This is a genomic window from Lacinutrix sp. Bg11-31 (assembly GCF_002831665.1).
Lineage (GTDB): Bacteria > Bacteroidota > Bacteroidia > Flavobacteriales > Flavobacteriaceae > Lacinutrix.
The window spans coordinates 3,317,618-3,334,086 of record NZ_CP025118.1 but is presented as its reverse complement, the minus strand read 5'-3'; the positions used below and the strand labels follow the sequence as shown (position 1 = coordinate 3,334,086).

The 16,469-nt window shown below is 31.0% G+C and carries 18 protein-coding genes; 11 read left to right on the top strand and 7 right to left on the bottom strand.

Annotation, left to right across the window (positions count from 1 at the left end; all coding sequences use genetic code 11):
• Positions 1–54: 54 nt before the first annotated feature.
• The 6 genes from clpP to CW733_RS14810 all read right to left on the bottom strand — a co-directional run bounded on the left by clpP (position 55) and on the right by CW733_RS14810 (position 5,048).
• Positions 55–729, bottom strand: a complete 675-nt coding sequence (clpP, locus tag CW733_RS14835; RefSeq protein WP_034061248.1) for an ATP-dependent Clp endopeptidase proteolytic subunit ClpP — start codon at positions 727–729, stop codon at positions 55–57.
• Positions 730–946: 217 nt separating this feature from the next.
• Positions 947–2,275, bottom strand: coding sequence for a trigger factor (tig, locus tag CW733_RS14830; RefSeq protein WP_100998075.1), 1,329 nt, complete (start codon positions 2,273–2,275; stop codon positions 947–949).
• A 177-nt stretch (positions 2,276–2,452) separates the two neighbouring features.
• A complete protein-coding gene (locus tag CW733_RS14825; protein WP_100998063.1) occupies positions 2,453–2,800 on the bottom strand; it encodes a phage holin family protein in 348 nt (115 codons plus the stop codon).
• Between the two features lie 21 nt (positions 2,801–2,821).
• Positions 2,822–3,586 carry an alpha/beta fold hydrolase gene (locus CW733_RS14820; RefSeq protein WP_100998061.1) on the bottom strand — a complete coding sequence of 255 codons (765 nt, stop codon included), beginning with the start codon at positions 3,584–3,586 and terminating at the stop codon, positions 2,822–2,824.
• 200 nt (positions 3,587–3,786) lie between these two features.
• Complete coding sequence (locus CW733_RS14815) at positions 3,787–4,500, bottom strand: pyridoxine 5'-phosphate synthase (RefSeq protein WP_100998059.1); 714 nt, start codon at positions 4,498–4,500, stop codon at positions 3,787–3,789.
• 26 nt (positions 4,501–4,526) lie between these two features.
• Entirely contained in the window at positions 4,527–5,048 is a 522-nt protein-coding gene (locus tag CW733_RS14810; RefSeq protein WP_100998057.1) for a hypothetical protein, read from the bottom strand.
• Positions 5,049–5,151: 103 nt separating this feature from the next.
• Here CW733_RS14810 and CW733_RS14805 point away from each other — a divergent pair, with 103 nt between their 5' ends.
• The 11 genes from CW733_RS14805 (at position 5,152) to CW733_RS14755 (ending at position 15,760) form a co-directional block, all read left to right on the top strand.
• Positions 5,152–5,811, top strand: a complete 660-nt coding sequence (locus CW733_RS14805; protein ID WP_100998055.1) for a CBS domain-containing protein — start codon at positions 5,152–5,154, stop codon at positions 5,809–5,811.
• A 2-nt stretch (positions 5,812–5,813) separates the two neighbouring features.
• A complete protein-coding gene (locus tag CW733_RS14800) occupies positions 5,814–6,689 on the top strand; it encodes an NAD kinase (protein WP_100998053.1) in 876 nt (291 codons plus the stop codon).
• 141 nt (positions 6,690–6,830) lie between these two features.
• On the top strand, positions 6,831–7,532 hold the full coding sequence (locus CW733_RS14795; RefSeq protein ID WP_100998051.1) for a DUF6089 family protein: 702 nt from the start codon (positions 6,831–6,833) through the stop codon (positions 7,530–7,532).
• A 1-nt stretch (position 7,533) separates the two neighbouring features.
• Positions 7,534–8,271, top strand: coding sequence for an isoprenyl transferase (locus CW733_RS14790; protein ID WP_100998049.1), 738 nt, complete (start codon positions 7,534–7,536; stop codon positions 8,269–8,271).
• Positions 8,207–10,855: an outer membrane protein assembly factor gene (locus CW733_RS14785; RefSeq protein ID WP_100998047.1), complete on the top strand. Its 2,649-nt coding sequence runs from the start codon at positions 8,207–8,209 to the stop codon at positions 10,853–10,855. The genes CW733_RS14790 and CW733_RS14785 overlap by 65 nt, the downstream gene beginning before the upstream one ends.
• A gap of 237 nt (positions 10,856–11,092) precedes the next feature.
• Positions 11,093–12,082, top strand: a complete 990-nt coding sequence (locus CW733_RS14780; protein ID WP_100998045.1) for an OmpH family outer membrane protein — start codon at positions 11,093–11,095, stop codon at positions 12,080–12,082.
• 37 nt (positions 12,083–12,119) lie between these two features.
• Positions 12,120–12,629 carry an OmpH family outer membrane protein gene (locus CW733_RS14775; protein WP_100998043.1) on the top strand — a complete coding sequence of 170 codons (510 nt, stop codon included), beginning with the start codon at positions 12,120–12,122 and terminating at the stop codon, positions 12,627–12,629.
• 92 nt (positions 12,630–12,721) lie between these two features.
• On the top strand, positions 12,722–13,504 hold the full coding sequence (gene murI / locus CW733_RS14770; RefSeq protein WP_100998041.1) for a glutamate racemase: 783 nt from the start codon (positions 12,722–12,724) through the stop codon (positions 13,502–13,504).
• Between the two features lie 171 nt (positions 13,505–13,675).
• The gene (locus CW733_RS14765; RefSeq protein WP_100998039.1) at positions 13,676–14,221 is read left to right on the top strand and encodes a hypothetical protein; all 546 of its coding nucleotides are present in this window, start codon (positions 13,676–13,678) and stop codon (positions 14,219–14,221) included.
• A 133-nt stretch (positions 14,222–14,354) separates the two neighbouring features.
• Entirely contained in the window at positions 14,355–15,038 is a 684-nt protein-coding gene (locus CW733_RS14760) for a hypothetical protein (RefSeq protein WP_100998037.1), read from the top strand.
• A 122-nt stretch (positions 15,039–15,160) separates the two neighbouring features.
• Complete coding sequence (locus tag CW733_RS14755) at positions 15,161–15,760, top strand: hypothetical protein (protein ID WP_100998035.1); 600 nt, start codon at positions 15,161–15,163, stop codon at positions 15,758–15,760.
• 139 nt (positions 15,761–15,899) lie between these two features.
• On the opposite strand, the gene CW733_RS14750 is transcribed toward CW733_RS14755, so the two are convergent.
• Entirely contained in the window at positions 15,900–16,412 is a 513-nt protein-coding gene (locus tag CW733_RS14750; protein WP_100998033.1) for a gamma carbonic anhydrase family protein, read from the bottom strand.
• Positions 16,413–16,469 lie beyond the last annotated feature (57 nt).

The window sequence follows — 16,469 nt, the reverse complement described above, 5'->3', positions numbered from 1 at the left end:
TTCTTACTCAAACCTTTCTAGTACAACTGCAATCACTATTGTATTATATAATTTCTAATTACGAGCTAAAATCTCGTCAATCATTCCGTATTCTTTAGCTTTATCTGATTTCATCCAATAATCACGATCACTGTCTTCGTAAACTTTGTCGTAATCTTGACCAGAGTGCTTACTTATAATTTTATAAAGTTCTTCTTTTAAAATTAATATTTCGCGAGCTGTAATTTCAATATCACTTGCTTGACCTTGTGCACCACCTAACGGTTGGTGAATCATTACACGAGAATGTGTTAAACCACTACGCTTTCCTTTTGCTCCTGCGCATAATAAAACGGCTCCCATTGAGGCTGCCATTCCTGTACAAATAGTTGCTACATCTGGTTTAATAAACTGCATAGTATCGTAAATACCTAATCCTGCATATACACTTCCTCCTGGAGAGTTAATGTACATTTGAATATCTTTATTAGCATCCACACTTTCTAAAAACAAAAGTTGTGCTTGTACAATATTTGCAACATTATCGTTAATTCCTGTTCCTAAGAAAAGGATACGATCCATCATTAATCTTGAAAACACATCTAGCTGAGAGATGTTTAATTGACGTTCTTCTATAATATAAGGCGTCATGTTTTGAGGTGTAACACTACTAATGATTTTGTCGTAGTATGTACTGCTTATTCCTTGGTCTTTTATAGCAAATTTTTCGAATTCTTTTCCGTAATCCATATGTGTGTTTTGAATTTGATATTTTAGTTAAGTTTCTAAATTACTTCAGAAACATTTAAATGTATGGCTAAATCAACAGTTCTCAAACTTTTTATGTTGAATTTAACGCTAATAAAATAGGCACTGAATTGTAAATAATTCAATGCCTAAATATAATGATATTATAATTAAATTTCACAAGTACTACAACTGCACTTAGTAAGACATTTTAATAAAATTATTTGTCTCCGTAAACTTCTTTAACAAATTTATCGTAAGATAATTCTTTAGTTTTTACGTTTGCTTTTTCTTTATAAAGACCTAATAGTTTTTGGCTTACTACTTGCTCGCTTAAACGTTTTACTTCTTCTTGGTTAGATAATACTCTTGCAGCAATATCGTCAAGTTCTTTGTCACTAGGATTCATTTGACCAAATTGTGCCATTTGCACTTTAATCATTGTCTTAGCACTCTCTTTTACGTCTTCGAAATCTACCTTAATGTCGTTAGCTTGCATTAATTTAGCTTCGATAAGTTGGTAACGTAAGCTTTTCTCAGACTTCTGGTACTCTTCTTTCGCTGTAGCCTCATCCATAGGGTTTTCTCCTGCTGACTGCATCCATTTTGTTAAAAATTCTGCTGGTAAATCGAATTTAGTATTTGCTACTAAATCTTCAGTAACATCGTTTAAGAATTTCTGATCTGATTGCTGTACGAATTGCTTTTCAGCATCTTCTTTAATCTTCTCTTTTAATTCTAAAACCGATTTTACACCATCTTTTCCAAATAACTTATCGAACAACTCTTGATCTAAATCTGCTGGTTCGCGTTTATTAATTTCGGTTACTTCAAAAGCAACTTCAATATCTAAACCATGTGCTTTATCATCTTCCACTTTTAATGCTTGCATTAATTCGTGGTCATCTTCGTAAAGTCCTTTTGTTTTTAATGTAATAACATCTCCAACTTTAGCTCCAACAAATTTCTTTTCTGTTGCTTTACCTTTAAACTTATCTAAAGTTAAAGTTACAGTATTTTCTATTTCTTCAGCTTCATTTTTATAAACACCAGTAATTTCACTGTCTTTAGCAACTTCTTTTAAAGCTACTAATTTACCATATTGCTTCTGGATATTTTCAACTTGACCATCAATCAATTTATCGTCTGCAACGATATTGTAATGTATTATATCTTTTTTTCCTTTTAAATCAACTTCGAATTCTGGCGCAAGACCTAATTCAAATTCAAAAGAAAAACTATCTGAATCCCAATTGATTTCGTCTTGAGTTTTTGGTAATGGCTGACCTAAAACATCTAACTTTTCTTCAGCTAAATACTTATTTAATCCTTCTTGAATTAACTTATTAACCTCATCGGCTAATACAGCTTTACCGTATTGTTTTTTAACCATTCCCATTGGCACTTGACCTTTTCTAAATCCAGGAATGTTTGCAGTTTTTCTGTAATCTACTAAGATTTTATCAACTTTAGCTGTGTAATCCTCTTTCTCGATTAATACTGTTACTACAGCATTTAATGCATCTTTATTTTCTCTTGTAATATTCATCTTGAATAATCTGTTTAATGTAACCAAAAATGGAGTGCAAAAATACTAATTTTTTACTCTCCATCAAAGTTTTTGATTTGTTGAATTTTAGACGAAATCTAATAACAAAGAATGTTCTCGCAAAGTTGTTAAGCTGTAAAGTTTGCTGCTGCCCATTATTCTTTGACTTATTACTGCTTACTTTTTCTCTGTTTTCATAAATGATTGCAATAACGATTGTAGTATTGACAATAGCACACTAAATAAAATTGCCCACCAGATATTATCTACAGAAAAACCATCGATTAATTTATCTGCAAGTAAAATGATTAGCGCATTTATTACAATTAGAAATAACCCTAATGTAATTATAGTTATTGGCAATGTTAATATCACCAATAACGGTTTTACTAATAAATTTAAAATTGACAATACAACTGCTACAATTATTGCAGATACATAGCCATCTACTTGCACGCCATTTAATACGTTGGCCAACACAAATACTGCTATTGCGTTTAAAAGAAGTCTAATTATTAAGTTCATAATTTTTGTTTTATATGCTTTTCAATATACAAAATTAATTACTGCGTTATAAAAATCTTTAGGATTCTCTGCATGCAACCAATGTCCTGCGTTTGCAATGGTTTCGATTTTAGCGTTTGTAAAATGAGCCTTTATAATTGCTTCGTCTTGCGCTGCAATGTATTCGCTTTTATCTCCTTTTAAAAATAACGTTTCACCTTCAAATTTAGAATGTATTGGTAATACTTCTCCAACTTCACTAACGTTTTTAGTTAAAACATCTAAATTTATTCTAAGTCCTAAAACTCCTTTTTCTACCCAATATAGATTTTTTAAAAGGAACAGTCTTGTTCCGTAATCGCTAACATAATTAGACAATTGCTCTTCTGCCTCTCCTCTTGTTTTTAATGTATTAAAATCTAAATTCGCTAAACCTTCTAAAATAGCATCGTGATGAATAGGATAAAAACGCGGAGAAATATCTGCAATTATTAACTTACTTACATAATCGGGAAATTGCGATGAAAATAACATTGCTGTTTTTCCTCCCATAGAATGACCAAGTAAAACAATATCTTTTAAATTATGCGTGTCGCAATAGTCTTTTAAATCTTGAGATAATAGATCGTAATTAAAGTTATCGCTATGAAAACTTCTTCCGTGATTTCGTTGATCTACCAAATGAACCTGAAATCCTGCTTTAGCAAATTCCTTTCCTAATGTTTTCCAATTATCGCTCATGCCTAAAAAGCCATGAAGGATAATAAATGGCTTACCTTCTCCTATTATGTTTGAGTGTAATTGCATTTTATTCTTCCTTAAATCCTCCAAAAAGAGGAAATTGTAATATTAATTATATTGTTTTTACTCGAATATTTTTTTGACACGAATTGCACTAATTTTCACGATTCCGGATGTGCTTACTCTTACTAATTCTTTTACTGTTTTTTTTTCTGAATATGAATTGATTATAAATTTAACCTCAACTTAGAGCTAAAGTTCAAACTCTACTTCAGCTTATTCAAATACATGTTAACTACATTTTCTATACCTAAATATAAGCTTTCGGAAATTAAAGCATGACCAATAGAAACCTCTAACAATCCTGGGATATTTTGTTTAAAAAACTGAATATTATCCAAAGACAAATCATGTCCAGCATTTATTCCTAATCCTATTTTATTTGCAATCTCTGCACATTCTGCATAAGGCTTTATTGCTTTTTTATTCCCTAAACGATATTGATCTGCAAAACCTTCAGTATACAATTCTATTCTATCTGCTCCTGTTTCTTTTGCACCTTCAATTTGCTTTATATCTGGATCTACAAAAATAGATGTACGAATATTGTTCCTTTTAAACTCGGCAATAACTTCAATTAAAAAATCTTTATGTTTAATAGTATCCCAACCCGCATTGCTAGTTAAAGCATCTATACTATCGGGAACTAATGTTACTTGTGTTGGCTTAATTTCAAGAACCATATCTACAAATTTCGAGATTGGATTTCCTTCTATATTATACTCTGTATGTACAATTGGTTTTAAATCGTAAGCATCTTGGTAGCGAATATGCCTTTCGTCTGGTCTTGGATGTATAGTTACTCCTTCTGCTCCAAAACGTTGCACGTCTTTTGCAAATTGCACCACATTTGGCGTATCTCCTCCTCTAGAATTTCTTAAAGTTGCTATTTTATTTATATTTACGCTTAATTTCGCCATTTTTTATTGCTTAAATTTAATACTTACTATTTATAGTAATCTTTTACACCTAATCCTATTGTCCAAAAATATTTTGCTTTTTCTTTATCATCTAAAACCCATTCTTTATTTTCAAGATACACTCCCATTTCTTTCATTCCTTCTATCAACTCATCAATCTCTTCTTCAAAAGCATCTCTATAAACACCAATTGACGACTCAAGAAAAGTGTAACAGTAAGGTGCTTCGCTAGAATCAACAACTCCATCATTTTCTATAGTTAACAACTCAATTAAATCTAAGCTTTGAGATTTAAAAGGGTTGATTCCATATATTTCAATTTCTGTTTTTTCCGGAAAGGGACCACATATAAATTCAATAAACTCAATATTTCCAGAACTATCTATATCTACTCTTAGTTCAAACTCGTCATAAAAAAGACTATCATCATTAACTTCTGAAGGTTTCCCCAGTTTATTTAACAATTCAGTTTTTGAATCACCCAACGTAATAACTTTTCCATTTACAATTTCAATTCCTTGTAATGGATTTAAAATAATTTTTATCAACTGTTTTTAGTTTTTTATTATTGTTTACAATACAAAAATACAAAGTAGATGCACGAGATTGTTCTTATTTTTAATTAATTTGCATAAAATTGAAAGACGCACAATGAATCTTCTAGATTACATAATAAACGATATTAAACCATTATTAAATACTGACAAAGTTAAAGAGATTCAGCTGCTTTTTAATCAGTTAACGTATTCTCATATTCCTATTGTAAATGCTGAAGGTGTTTATTTAGGTTGTATCTCTGAAAACGATGCACATTGTTTTGATAGCGAAAAACCAATTCAAGACTATCGTTATTCTGGTGAAGGCTTTTTTGTTAGAGAAGATACTGATTGGTTAGATGTACTTGAAGCATTTGCTCAAAACTCAGCCAACATCATGCCTGTTTTAAGTAATAAAAACGTGTATTTAGGTTATTATGAGTTAAATGACATCATTACCCTGTTTAATGAAACACCTTTCTTTTCTGAAGCTGGAGCTGTATTAATTATAGAAAAAGGAATGGCAGATTATTCTTTTAGTGAAGTAAGCCAAATTGTAGAGTCTAACGACGGCAAAATTCTAGGCGCATTTATTTCGAAATTTGAAAATGACATCACTCAAATTACTTTAAAAATAGGGAATGCTAATCTCAATGAAATCATGCAAACTTTTAGACGTTATAGTTATAATATATTATCTGGACATGAAGACGACAGCTATTTGATAGGGCTTAAAGAACGTTCTGATTATTTAAACAGATACCTAAACATATAATTATGAAGGTCGCCATTTACAGTCAGTACCCAAAAAAACAATCTAAAGATTCTTTAAAAGTACTTACAAAAGAACTGCTAAATTTAAACGCTTCGCTTTTTCTAGAAAGTGAATTTTATAACGATATTAAAACTGAACTTTCCAAACCTTCAGTATATAACACTTTTAAAACTTTAGACAAAAGCTTCGATTTATTTGTAAGCATTGGTGGAGACGGCACCATTTTAAGAGCTATTACCTTTGTAAAAGATTTAAACATTCCAATAATTGGCATAAATACTGGAAGGCTAGGTTTTTTAGCAACAATACAACCAGAAGATATAAAAGAAGCTATCATAGATATTTATAATAAAAAGTACACGTTAAGTAAACGCACCTTATTATCTATAGAAACTTCACCAGAGAACAATGATATAAAAGATTTAAATTTTGCTTTAAACGAGATCGCAGTCAGTAGAAAAAACACAACCTCTATGATTACTGTGGAGACCAAATTAAATGGTGAATTTTTAACATCGTATTGGAGCGATGGTTTAATAATTGCAACACCAACAGGCTCTACAGGTTATTCTTTAAGTTGTGCAGGACCAGTTATTACTCCAGACACTACAAGTTTTGTTCTAACACCCATTGCACCTCATAATTTAAGCGCAAGGCCATTAGTTATAGAAGATTCTTTTACAATAGAACTTAAAGTAAGTGGTCGTGAAGACAATTACTTAGTCTCTTTAGATTCTAGAATAGCAACTTTATCTAACGACACCATTATTACCATAAAAAAAGCACCTTTTACTATTAATATGATAGAGTTAAACTCTGAAAGTTTTCTAGCAACCTTGAGAAAAAAACTACTTTGGGGAGAAGACAAGAGAAATTAACAGCTTATTTTTTAGCAAAAAAACTTCCAAAACATTCATTTTTACAATAATTATAAGTAATCACTGTTTTAAACTGTAACTATTTAGCTGAAATCACAATAGGCTAATCTTATTTATTATATTTGCAAACTTTGAAGATTTATGAAGTATTTAACGCTTTTACTAATAATATTTTTTGGCACACAAATAAGTAGCGCTCAAATTAACGAATTTGGAATTTTCGTTGGTGGCAGTAACTTTATTGGAGATGTAGGTGCAACAGACTATATAGCACCTAAGCAATTAGCTTTTGGAGCAATCTATAAATGGAACAGAAGCAAAAGGCATTCTTATAGAATCTCTTTAACCTTTACAGAGTTAGAAGGAGACGATAATGATTCTGATGATCCTAGCAGACAAATAAGAGATTATAAGTTTAATAATAACATTTTAGAACTTTCTGCTGGAATGGAATTTACTTTTTTCGATTTCGATTTGCATAATGGAGGAACGGTTTCTACTCCTTATTTATACTCTGGAATTAGTGTAGCAAAACACGATAATTTTTTTTTTAATCCTGATGGCACTGGTGCTATTGTAGACGAAGAAACTACGAACTATGCTTTTGGTATTCCTATGGTTTTAGGATATAAAGTAGCGGTTTCAACAGATTTTATTTTAGCTTTAGAAATTGGAGCTCGTTATACGTTTTCGGATAAATTAGACGGGAGTGTCTCAGATTATGGTGGAGCAGATGCATCTGTTAGCTTTGGAAACACTAATAATAATGATTGGTATACCTTTACAGGTATTACACTAACCTATACATTTGGTAGAAACCCATGTTTTTGCCCAGGAGGATAATTTGGATACAAGCAAGATAAATACAAGTAAATTACCAAAACATGTTGCCATTATTATGGATGGCAATGGTCGTTGGGCTAAACAAAAAGGCTTTCTTCGTGCTATTGGTCACGAAAATGGCACAAAATCCGTACGCCAAACCGTTGAAGCGAGTGCAGAACTAGGTATAGAAAACCTAACATTATACGCATTCTCTACAGAAAACTGGAACAGGCCAAAGTTAGAAGTAGATACTTTAATGAGGCTTTTAGTATCTTCTTTAAAGAAAGAAATTAAGACACTTCAAAAAAACAACATAAAACTTAATGCTATTGGTAATCTCTCTAACTTACCTAAAAAGGTCTTTAAAGAACTTAATGAGGTAATAGAGAATACTAAAAGCAATACACGCATGACATTAACCTTAGCATTAAGCTATGGTTCTCGTGATGAATTACTAAATGCCATTAAAGAAATAAGCGATAAAGTTAAAAATAATATAATTTCTTCTGAAAATATTGACGAATCGATTATTAATGAGCATCTTTACACGCAAAATTTACCAGATGTAGACCTACTTATTAGAACCAGTGGAGAACAACGCATCAGTAATTTTTTACTCTGGCAAATAGCTTATGCTGAATTATACTTTACAAAAGTATTATGGCCAGATTTTACACAGCAACACCTTTGTGATGCTATCATCGAATATCAAAATAGAGAAAGACGCTTTGGGAAAACAAGTGAACAAATTAGTTAAAAACAAACAATTGAAAACATTTTTACAATCCACATTAGCAATACTATTTGCGCTATCTAGTTTTTTAACTCAAGCGCAAGACCTCTCTTATGAGGACAGTAAAACATACACAATTGCAGACATAAAAGTTGTTGGTAACACAAGCTTTAGTGAGCAAACCATTATTACGTTTTCTAAACTTAAAAAAGGAGATGAAATACTAATTCCTGGTGAAGAAATAAGTACTGCTATTAAAAAACTATGGAAAACAAACCTCTTTAGCGATATTGAAGTATACCTTTCTAAAATTGAAGGCAATGCTGCATACCTTGAAATAAGACTTGCCGATTTACCAGCTTTAAACGAATTAAAAATTGTTGGTGTTAAGAAAAGCAAAAAAGAAGCCTTAATTAAAGAAAGCAAGCTTCAACAAGGTGTAAAAATCACTGAAAACCTTATTACTACTACAAAAAACTATATTCAGAATACAAACAGAAAAGCAGGTTTTTTAAATACAAAAGTAAACATCAATACCATTCCTGTAGTAGACTCACTAGATAATGCCAGAGTAAATATGGTATTAACTGTAGATAGAGGTGAAAAGGTTAAAATTAGCAAAATCAACTTTGAAGGGAATACTGTTTTAAGCGATAAAAAGCTTAGAAAAGCCATGAAAAACACTAAGCAAAAAAACCCTATTCGTATATTAAAGCGTTCTAAATATATAGAAGCCGATTTTAAAGAAGACATAAATAGTGTTATAAACAAGTATAAGGAAAATGGATACAGAGATGCTCGTATTATTTCAGATACTTTAATTGTTAATAATGCTAAAACAGTAAGCTTAAACATTAAAGTAGAAGAAGGAGAAAAATATACCTTTGGAGAAATTACATTTATTGGTAACACCGTTTATACAGACCAATTTTTAAGACGTAAGTTAAGAATTGAAAATGGAGATACTTATAATGGTGTTTTATTAGAAAAACGAATTGCAGACAATTCAAGTCCAGATGCAGACGATATTACAAATCTTTACCAAGATCATGGTTATTTATTCTCTACTATTAATCCAGTTGAGGTAAGTGCAGATGGCAATGTAATAGACATGGAAATTAGAATTTCGGAAGGTAAACCAACTTATTTTAACAAAATTACTGTAGTTGGAAACGAGAAAACTAACGATCATGTTATTTATAGAGAAATAAGAACACGACCAGGCGAATTATATAGTAAATCTAACGTTGTACGTACAGTTCGTGAATTAAGTCAGTTAGGTTTCTTTGATGCAGAACAAATTGATCCTCAGTTTAAAAACGCAAACCCAGATGATGGAACTATAGATATAGAATATGGTGTTGTAGAGTCTGGATCTAGCCAAATAGAACTACAAGGTGGTTATGGTGGTGGTGGTTTTATTGGTACATTAGGTTTATCATTTAACAACTTCTCATTAAAAGATATTCTTAAAAAGGATGCATACAAACCAATTCCTTCTGGAGATGGTCAAAAATTAGCATTACGTTTACAAGCAAGTCGTTTTTACCAAACCTATAGTTTTCAGTTTTCAGAGCCTTGGATGGGTGGAAAAAAACCAGTACAATTTTCAACATCGTTATCGCATACTAAGCAGTTTTTATATAATGCGCAAACCGGAAAAGCTGATAAAGACAAACGTTTTAATATTACAGGTCTTACATTGGGTTTAGCTAAACGTTTATCTGTACCAGACGATTACTTTACGCTATCTCAAGCGTTGAGTTTTCAACACTACAATTTAAAAAACTACAACACAGGATTATTTACTTTTGGTGATGGTTATTCTAACAATTTATCTTACACAATAGGACTAAGTAGAAATAACACCTTTAACGATCCCGTTTTCCCAACAGGAGGATCTAGTTTCTCAGCAACAGCAAAATTATCCCTACCATATTCTATGCTTAATGGCACAGACTACGAATCTTTACGCGTAGAGCGAGAAACAAATCAAGAGATTGTAAACGATGCTACTCTAGATATTGATGATAGAACTGTTGCATCAAATAGAATTTCTGAAATTGACCAAGAACGTTTTAAATGGTTAGAATTTTATAAATTAAAATTTAAAGGAGATTGGTACACAAAATTAGTAGATAAATTCGTTTTTAAATCAAGTTTAGAATTTGGTTATTTAGGTGCATATAATCAAGATAGAGGTATTATTCCTTTCGAGCGTTTCTTTCTTGGAGGTGATGGACTAGGAAGTTATAGTTTAGATGGTAGAGAAGCCGTTGCTTTAAGAGGCTACCCAAACCAAGGACTATCAGATAACGATGGAGGAACAGTCTTTAATAAATTCTCTTTAGAATTACGTTATCCAATTACACTAAAGCAATCAGCAAAAATATATGCCTTAGGTTTCTTAGACGCTGGAGCATCATACGACAGTTTTAAAGACTACAACCCGTTTAACGTAAAACGTTCTGCAGGTTTAGGAGTTAGAATATTTATGCCTGCCTTTGGTTTATTAGGTATTGATTTCGGACATGGTTTCGATCCACTTCCAGGAAATACAATAAAGCATGGATGGGAAACTCACTTTATTATCGGACAACAATTTTAATAAAATAAAGGTCTTTTTTGTATAAAAAAAGGCCTTTATTAATGTAAAAATTTCAACAATTTATTATTTTTGGCACGATATTTTCAATGATTACTTTGAGGATTTGATTCAAGAATTAAAATTTTTACAATTAAAATTCGTTATTTTGAAAACTAAGTGATTCAAAATAAGACAGAATCAATATCCAAACTGTCTGTTTTTTTGAATTTATGTTATTAAATATAAAAATATAACCAGATGAAAATTAAAGTTCTTTTTTTATTGACCATAGTATCAATGCTATCCTTTCAAGCAAACGCGCAACGTGGAGTGAGAGTTGGATATATAGATACCGAATATATTTTACAAAACGTACCTGAATATACTGAGGCAACTTCACAGTTAGATTCAAAAGTTCAGAAATGGAAAGGTGAGATAGAAACAAAATTAAAAATTGTAGAACAAAAGAGAACCGACTTAAATAACGAGAAGGCACTTTTAACTAAAGAATTAATTGAAGAACGCGAAGAAGATATCACTTTTGAAGAAAAGGAAGTATTAGATTATCAGCAAAAGCGATTTGGACCTAATGGAGATTTAATGATCCAAAAGAGACAATTAATGCAGCCCGTTCAAGATCAAATTTTTCAAGCAGTTCAAGATATTGCTAAAGCAAAAAAATACGATTTTGTTTTCGACAAGTCCGCAGATCTAGTAATGCTATATTCAGCAGAGCGTTTTGATATGAGCGAGCAAGTTTTAAGAACTATTACACGCTCTTCTAAAAGAAAGCAGCTAAAGTCTAAGAAAGATAAAAAAGAAGCTAAAGATGAGGATGTAACTGTAGAAATAGACGAAAGCAAAGACGCAAGACAACTCGCTTTAGATAAGAAAAAAGCAGATAGAGCAGCGTTACAAGAAGCTAGAAAAAAAGAGATTGCAGATAAAAGAGCAGCAGCAATTGCAGCAAGAGAAAAAGCAAAACAAGATAAGCTAGACGCAAGAAATAAAACTAAAGAAGGTACAGAGAACAATAAAGAAGAAGGTACCGAAGATAATAAAGCAGAAACTGGAGATGCTCCTAAAACTAAAGAACAAATTTTAGAAGCACGTAAACAGAAGAAACTAGCAGATAGAGCAGCTAGAAAAAAAATGCTTGAAGATAAAAGACAAAAAACCTTAGAGGATCGTAAGAAAGCAAAAGAAGAAAAAGACAGTGCTCCAGAAGACGAGAATCAAGACGATTAAAAATTAATAACTATAACACACAAATACTATTTTAAAAATGAAACAAATTAAAACATTACTAATTGCAGCAACATTATTTTTTGGAGCTACTAGCTTTACAAACGCTCAATCTAAGGTTGCCCACATTAATACAACAGACTTAATTCAAGCAATGCCTGATATGAAAGTTGCTCAAGCAGATATGGAACGTATTGGTAAAACTTACCAATCTGATATTGAAGCTATGAAACTAGAATTAAAAACTAAAACTGAACGTTTTGAAGCAGAAGCTACTACAAAAACTCAAGAAGAGAACGAAAAGCGTTATGTTGAAGTACAGACAGATCAACAATCTATGCAACAATATGCAGCTAATGCTCAACAGCAATTACAAAAGAAAGAAATGGAGCTTTTAAAGCCTATTACTGAAAAAGCTAAAGCAGCAATCTTAAAAGTAGCTAAAGCTCAAGGTTTTGACTATGTATTAGATTCTTCTCCTCAAGGTGGAGTAATTATGGCTGAAGGTAAAGATTTACTTGCAGATGTAAAGAGAGAATTAGGATTCTAAGAAGACCTAACCAAAACAAATAGTACTAAAAGCCGACTTATTAAGTCGGCTTTTGTATTTTTATAAAGTGAGTAATCTTAGACTAAATTTTTATGAGTAAACAACCTATTGGCATATTCGATTCTGGCGTTGGTGGCACTTCCATATGGAAAGAAATGCACTTGTGTTTGCCTCTCGAAAGTTCTATTTATTTAGCCGATAGTTTAAATGCGCCTTATGGGCAAAAAGGTAAAGACAAAATTATTGAGCTTAGTATAAAAAACACCGAGTTCCTTTTAAATAAAAACTGTAAACTTATTGTTATTGCTTGTAATACTGCAACAACAAATGCTATTAGTGTTTTAAGAGAAAAATATAATGTTCCAATTATTGGCATTGAACCAGCAATTAAACCAGCTGCATTAAATACGCAAACAAAAGCTATTGGTATTTTAGCCACTAAAGGCACGCTATCTAGTGCGTTGTTTCACAATACATCTAACTTATATTCAAATGGCATAACCATTGTAGAGCAAGTTGGCCAAGGTATTGTAGAATTAATTGAAACTGGAAACTATGAGTCTATTGAGATGGAAATGCTGCTTAAAAGCTATTTAAAACCAATGCTTGAAGCCAATATAGATTATCTAGTACTTGGTTGCACGCATTATCCATATCTTATTCCTATGCTTACTAAATTACTTCCTAATCATGTTAAAATTATAGATTCTGGTTTGGCAGTTGCTAAACAAACTAAAGCTGTTTTAGAGCAACATAATTTATTAAATGCCGAAACACTAAAACCAAAGAATAAGTTTTATATTAATTTGAAGAACACCGAAGTAATGCAATCTCTTTTGGGAGATACGTTTTATGTTGATTATTTAGAGTTTTAATTTGATTTTTTAGTGTACTTCTAATAAAAAAAACTACTTATATGCTAATATTAATAAATTATCTTTATAGGATAGCATTAACACAAAACTGACTATAATCTGATATATTTACGGGATATCGTTAATAAAAGTGTTGATATAACACGTTACCCAACATTTGAAAACCAACTTATGACAAAAAGAGATTTTTTTAGAATTATAATAAAACTTTTCGGACTTTACTCATTAATTCTAACTGTTTTCACATACATTCCGACCAATATAAGCTATGTAACTTTTCAATTCGAACCGATTGTGTTACTTTGGATTTTTGGAGCTGTGGCTTTAACAGTTTTGGTTTATATACTTCTAATTCGTAAAACTGACTTAATAATTGACTTTCTAAAATTAGACAAAGGATTTGATGACGAACGAATTGAATTTAAGAATTTTAATAGTCAAAAAATAATGCAACTTGCCCTGATATTAATTGGCGGATTTTTGATTATCGACTATTTACCTGACTTTTTACAATATACTTATTTAGCATTTAAAAAAGAGGTTTCACCAAACGGACTGAATCAATTGGAAGATTTTAGTTTTGGAAAAATAACGGATTACTTCAATTGGGTAATTTCTGGAATGAATTTAATTGTTGGCTATATTTTGCTAACTAATTACGACCGAATTACTAAATGGTTAAATAGAAAAGAAAAAACGTTGGGTAACACCGTATAAAAATAATTGCTACATTGTGCTTAATCAAAGGTCGTTGCGCTTTTGTTACATCTGATTTTCCTTCGGAAAATCCTCGCACACAAAACCGCAACTATTCTTATACATAAACGTTGGCAACAATTTAAGAGAAACTATGTACAAAGGAAAAACTGATAGAGAATTAATTGAACTTTTAGCAATTCATAAAAAGTTGACATTCCAATCTCAACTGAATTTAAAAACGGAATTAAATCACCGAAATATTCAAGAGAATATCGCAGGTTTGGAAAACACTCTTAACGAAAAAATTTCTGAAATTGAAAATCTTGATTATTTAAAGAATCTTGGATTTAAAGCCGACAAATTCGGCGACTCAATTAAAGTTACCCGAACTGACAAAGCTGTTTTAATGGATATTGTTGCAATTGTTTTGGGAATAATATTTTGTCTAATTGGATTTTTTGGAATTTTAGGTCTTATTGGTTCATTTTCGAGCGAAGGCGAATTTAGTATTTTATCGCTAATCACAACTGTCGGAATGATAGCAATCGGAGTTTTAGGAGTTAAATTTTTAAGCGGAATTAAGAGCTTAATTGACTATGCTGGTTTTGAATTGCTAAATAATAATGGAACAATAACTCTGAAAAAAAGATTTGACACAAAACTTGTAGAAATACAGAAAAACGAATCTTTACTTGAGTTAAAAGAACAATCGGAATTGATGATTTTAAAATTGGAAAATGACGATATTTTAAGTGCAAACACAAATAATATTATTCAGAAAATGACAATATCTGAATTAACAAAAAAACTAAAAACTGTTGCCAACATCGCATAAAAATAATGCGTAGTTTAGTGCTTAATCAAGAGTTCGTGCATTTTTGTTACATCTGATTTTCCTGCGGAAAATCCTCGCACACAAAACCGCAACTTTCCATATACATAAACGTTACAAAACATATGAAACAGAAATCACCGATTATTCTTCTTTTGATACTATTTTCGAGTTTAGTCTATTCACAGGAGTTTCCAGATTATTTAGTAGACGAAAATGGTTTTCAATTTTCTTGCGAAATTAGAGAGATTAAAAATGGTAAGATTAAATACTATGTTAATGGAAATTCATCAATAATAACAAAACGAATTGTTGAATTTGAAAACGGTTACTTATCCGATTCTAGTAAAGTAAAAAACTCTTTAGGAACTAAAATTCTAAAACCGGATTTAGGATTTGCTAATGTATATATCTATAATGGTCAAACAACTGCTTTCAAAGTTTATCACAATGGTAAAGAGTTAGTTAAGATTAAAGGAAATAGTTATTTTCTACTAAAAATTAAGAGTAACGAATTACATTCTTTTTTTAGTTCTGGAGATGATAGCCTAGTAGAAATTAAAGCCGAAACTGGAAAGACATATTATATTAAAGGGAAATTAGGTGAAAAAAGCGCGTCAAATGGAATTAATAATTATACAACATTTAGTCATAATTTGATTTTAGAAAACAGTGAACTTTCAAGATATGCTGTTTTATCAATGAAAAAGAAAGCTAAAAAATAATAAGTTTTGTAACATCCGTATATAACAAATAGAAATCGACGAAAAACACTACCTACTATTTAAAAATAATCTTATTAGTTTACGAATTTAAGAAAATGTGTTTTTTGACATTTAAATTAATTTATACAGGCAACTTTTATTACTTAAACCAACTAGAATATTTCACATAATTCTCAGCAATGCGGTTTATTTCTCCATTAATTAATTCTTTACTAATGTCTTTAACTTTTTTCGCTGGAACTCCTGCGTAAATACTTCCAGATTCTACTGTAGTGTTTTGTGTAACTACTGCTCCTGCCGCAACTATACTATTACTTTCTATAACGCAGTTATCCATAACTATACTTCCCATTCCTATAAGTACATTATCTTGAATGGTACAACCATGCACTATGGCATTGTGTCCAATAGACACATTATTCCCAATAATTGTTGGGTATTTTTGGTATGTGCAATGCACAATTGCTCCATCTTGTACATTTACCTTATTACCCAGTTTTATATAATTTACATCGCCTCGTAACACAGCATTAAACCAGATACTACATTGTTTTCCTACTTGTACATCTCCAACAATAGTTGCGTTTTCTGCAATGTAGCAGTCTTCTGGTAATTGTGGGCTTTTTCCGTTTACTGGTTTTATTATTGGCATGGTTTAGTTAATTTGTTAATTCGCTAATTTGTTTATTGGTTCTCGATACATTCCGAT